This is a genomic window from Rathayibacter sp. AY1F9 (genome assembly GCF_002932155.1).
In the GTDB taxonomy this organism is placed as follows: Bacteria; Actinomycetota; Actinomycetes; order Actinomycetales; family Microbacteriaceae; genus Rathayibacter.
Map to the genome: position 1 here is coordinate 1 of NZ_PSVA01000048.1, position 4,385 is coordinate 4,385.

Consider the following 4,385-nt stretch of genomic DNA (forward strand, 5'->3'; position numbering starts at 1 on the left):
CCGCTGCAGATCCGCCGCGAGCGCCGGGTTCTTGAAGGCCGCGGCGATGGTGTCGGGGATGCGGCTGAAGAGCACCGAGAAGATCACGGCGGTGCCCAGGGTGCCCCCGATCTGGCGGAAGAACGTGGAGGCGCTGGTCGCGACTCCCATGTTCGCCACGTCGACCGAGTTCTGCGAGGCCAGGGTGAGGGTCTGCATCATCTGCCCGAGCCCGAGGCCCAGCATCAGCATCCCGCCCATCATGAAGATCACCGGCTTGTCGATCGTCACGAAGGTGAAGTAGAAGAACGCGGCCGACATCAGGAAGGTGCCGACGATCGGGAAGGCGCGGTAGCGGCCCGTGCGCGAGATGATCTGACCCGAGACGATCGAGGCGATCATCAGGCCGAGGATCATCGGCAGCATCAGGAAGCCGGACTCGGTCGGCGTGGCGCCGTTCACCAGCTGCAGGTACAGCGGGATCGCCATCATGCCGCCGAACATGCCGAAGCCGACGAGGACGCCCAGCACGGTCGCCATCGAGAAGGTCGGCGAGCGGAAGAGCTTGAGGGGGATGAGCGCGTCGTCGCCCATCATCCGCTCGGCCGCGATGAAGCCGATGACGCCCAGCGCGCCGACGATGTAGCAGACCCACGCGATCGGCGAGCCCCAGCCCCACTCGCGGCCCTGCTCGGCGATCAGCAGCAGCGGTCCCGCGGCGATGACGACGAGGGAGGCGCCCCACCAGTCGATCCGCACCGAGCGCTTGCCGGCGGGCTTGGGCAGGTGGAGGAACCGCACGACGATGAAGAGCGCGACGGCGCCGATCGGGAGGTTGATCAGGAAGACCCAGCGCCAGCCGGTGATGAAGAGGATCTCGGAGGTGCCGGCGAGCAGGCCGCCGATGAGCGGTCCGACGACGCTGGAGATCCCGAAGACGGCCAGGAAGTAGCCCTGGTACTTGGCGCGCTCGCGCGGGGGCAGGATGTCGCCCATCACCGTGAGCGCGAGCGACATGAGTCCGCCGGCGCCGAGGCCCTGCACGGCGCGGAAGCCCGCGAGGCCGAGCATCGAGGTCGAGAAGCCGGCGAGCGTCGAGCCGATCAGGAACAGCACGATCGCGATCAGGTAGAGCGGGCGGCGTCCGAAGATGTCGGAGAGCTTGCCGTAGATCGGCGTCGCGATCGTCGAGACGATCAGGTAGGCGGTGGTCACCCACGCCTGCTGCGAGAGGCCGTCGAGGTCGTCCGCGATGGTGCGCATCGAGGTGCCGACGATGGTCTGGTCGAGCGAGGAGAGGAACATCCCCGCCATCAGCCCGAAGATGACGAACAGGATCTGCCGGTGCGACATCACGGCGCCGGACGGCGTCGAGGTCGGAGCGGATGGAGCGGAGGCGGAGTCGGCCACGGTGGTCCCCTTGTCTGGCGGACGCGTCCAGGCACGGCGATCCGCCGCAAACGTTGCGTGCTGCGCAAAGTTACACCGCGTGCGGAGAGCGCGACAGAGCGTCCGGCGAGCCTGAACGGGATCTCAGGGCCGCCGTGCCGGGGCCGTGCATCAGGCCGGAGCGGGGACCGCCTCGTCCGCCCAGCCGGCCTCACGGAGCGCTGCGCGGGCCTCGGCTCGGGCAGAGTACGGCGTGCGCACGCCGAGGATGTCGCGGTAGTTCTGGTGCCCAGGACCGGCCCAGAGGATGGCGTCGCCCTCGTGCGCCAGGGAGACGGCGACGCGGATGGCGCGCTTGGGGTCGTCGACCTCGTGGATCTCGGCGTCCGGACGTGCGGCGCGGGCGGCGTCGACGAGGGTGCGCCGGATCGAGGCCGGGTCCTCGAAGCGCGGGTGGTGGTCGGTGACGACCAGCACGTCGCTGCCCAGGACGGCGGCTCCGGCCATCGCCGGGCGCTTGAGCGCGTCCCGGTCGCCGTCGGCGCCGAACACCATGACCACGCGGCCGGGAGTGACCTCGCGGACGGCCTCCAATGTGCGCGCGAAGGCGTCGGCGCTGTGTCCGAAGTCGACGTACACCGTGGGGCCGCGGTCGCCGGAGACGCGCTCGGTGCGGCCGGGGAGGGAGGCGTCCACTCCGCCGTCGCGGTGCAGCGCGGCGCGGATCTCGCCGATCGGCCGACCGGACTCGATCAGCATCACGATCGCCAGTCCGGCGTTGGCGGCCATGTGGGTGCCGATGATCGGGACGGAGGTCGTGATGGCACGGCCCTCGCGGTTGCCGATCCGGAAGCGGGTGCGGCCGAACTCCTGCTCGAGCACCGTCACGGTCCAGTCGGCGTCGACGCCCGGGAGGGAGGTGATCGTGGTGACCGGCACGCCGGCGACCTCGACGAGGCGCGCGCCCGCGGGGGAGTCGAGCGAGACGACGGCCCGGCGCGCGCGATCGGGCTGGAACAGCTGCGCCTTCTCGCCGAAGTAGGTGTCCATGTCGCCGTAGTCGTCGAGGTGGTCGTGGCTGAGGTTCGTGAAGCCGGCGACGTCGAAGACCACGCCGTCGACGCGGTGGCGGGTGAGCGCCTGGGCGCTGACCTCGATCGCGGCCGCGCCGACGCCCTCCTCCTCCATGCGGGCGACGAGCGCGTGCAGCTCCGTCGCCTCCGGGGTGGTCAGGCCGCTGGTCACCGAGGTGTCGCCGATGTGACGCTCAGCGGTCGAGCTGAGGCCGGGCACGACGCCGAGCTGGCGGAGGATCCCCTCGAGCATGTGGACGGTCGACGTCTTGCCGTTGGTGCCGGTCACGCCGAGCAGCACGGGGGAGCGCTCGGCCGTCCCGTAGACGGCGGCGGCGACGGCGCCCAGGCGGGAGCGGGGGTCGTCGACCACGAGGACGGGCAGACCCGTCGCGCGCGCGGCATCGGCGCCCGCGGTGTCGGTCAGCACGGCGGAGGCGCCGCGGGCCACGGCCTGCTCGACGAACTCGGCCCCGTGGCGGTTGACCCCGGGCAGGGCGACGAAGAGGTCGCCGGGCTCGACGTCGGAGGCGATCAGCGTCACTCCGCTGATCTCGGCCGTCAGGCCGCCCTCGTCGCCGATCTCGAGCGTCCGAGCGAGGGCGGCGAGAGGGACGGAGGGTGCGGTGAGGGGTCGGAGCATGGGGTCCTTCCATCGACGGCTCCGTGGGGGGCCGTGCGGCCGAGGGGGCGGTCGCACACGGAGTCGTGGCTGTCACTCAAGCTAGGGGGTCTGCTTATGTGAATCCTTAGAGGATATGCGCGACCCGCGTGGAGGGGCACGGGTGGACAGAACCGATCGCCGGTGCTTCAGCAGATGCGCAGGAACGGGTCTGTCTAGGCTCGGAGGATGACGTCGAACGAGAACGAGCCGACCGATGGGCGCCCCGTCCGCCGCCGAGCCCTGGTCATCGGGGGTGTGGCCGCCGCGGCGGGCCTGACCGCGCTGGGGGTCGGAGCCGCCATCGGGAACGGAGCGCCGGCGCCCTCGCCGACCCCCTCGACGGCGCCGCCCGCTCCGTCGCCCTCCGCCGCCGCGACCACTTCGGCGCCCACAGCGGAGCCGACCGCCACTCCGACTCCCACACCCACTCCCACCGCCTCCGGGATCGACCTCACCGCGCAGTCCGTCGACGACCCGGCGAGCACCTGGGTCGTCGTCAACAAGCTGCGGACGCTCGCGCCGGTCGACTACGTCCCCGCCGACCTGACCTTCCCCGACGTGCCCTACGTCAACCGGCAGCCGATGCGCCAGGCGACCGCGGACGCCCTCGTCCCGCTCTTCGCCGCCGCCCGCTCCGAGGCCGGCCTCTCGCTGGCGGTGCAGAGCGCCTACCGCTCCTACGACACCCAGGTCAGCGTCTACGCGGGCTGGGTGTCCTCGCGCGGGCAGGCGGGAGCGGATGCGACGAGTGCGCGCCCGGGGCACAGCGAGCACCAGACCGGCTGGGCGGTCGACGTGGTGGGAGCGTCGGGCGCGTGCGCGCTCGAGATCTGCTGGGGCGACACTCCGGAGGGGCAGTGGGTCGGCGCCAACGCCCATCGCTTCGGCTTCCTCGTGCGCTACAAGCCCGACGCCACTCCGATCACGGGGTACGAGTCGGAGCCGTACCACCTGCGGTACGTCGGGACCCAGCTCTCCGGGTACCTGCACGACTCCGGCATCGAGACGCTCGAGCGCGCCTTCGGCCTTCCGGATGCGCCCGATTACGCACCGGGGACCACTTCCTAGGCGGTCTAGCGATCACAGACGGACACGATCGGGCGTGACACGCGCCGCTCGTTACCGTACTGTTATTCGGAGCGCTTTCGGAGGCCCGTCTGACGGATCTCCCACCCCCGCCTGGCGACGGTGCCGGAGGTGGTGGAGACGGAGCTGAGGACGACCCGGGCGGAGGCGGTGGTCGCGGGGAGCACGGCGACGCTGGTCGAGGTCGGAGCAGC

The 4,385-nt window shown here is 71.5% G+C and carries 3 protein-coding genes; 1 reads left to right on the forward strand and 2 read right to left on the reverse strand.

Features of this window, described 5'->3' with window-relative positions; genetic code table 11:
• Both C5C37_RS16880 and C5C37_RS16885 read right to left on the reverse strand, forming a co-directional pair.
• Positions 1-1,332 (reverse strand): MDR family MFS transporter (locus C5C37_RS16880; RefSeq protein WP_146085266.1); only part of this gene is annotated, 1,332 nt, incomplete at its 3' end.
• A gap of 207 nt (positions 1,333-1,539) precedes the next feature.
• Positions 1,540-3,084: a Mur ligase family protein gene (locus C5C37_RS16885; protein ID WP_104269404.1), complete on the reverse strand. Its 1,545-nt coding sequence runs from the start codon at positions 3,082-3,084 to the stop codon at positions 1,540-1,542.
• Between the two features lie 207 nt (positions 3,085-3,291).
• Between C5C37_RS16885 and C5C37_RS16890 the strand changes: the two genes are divergently transcribed.
• Complete coding sequence (locus C5C37_RS16890; RefSeq protein WP_104226215.1) at positions 3,292-4,173, forward strand: D-alanyl-D-alanine carboxypeptidase family protein; 882 nt, start codon at positions 3,292-3,294, stop codon at positions 4,171-4,173.
• The last annotated feature ends 212 nt before the right edge of the window (positions 4,174-4,385 follow it).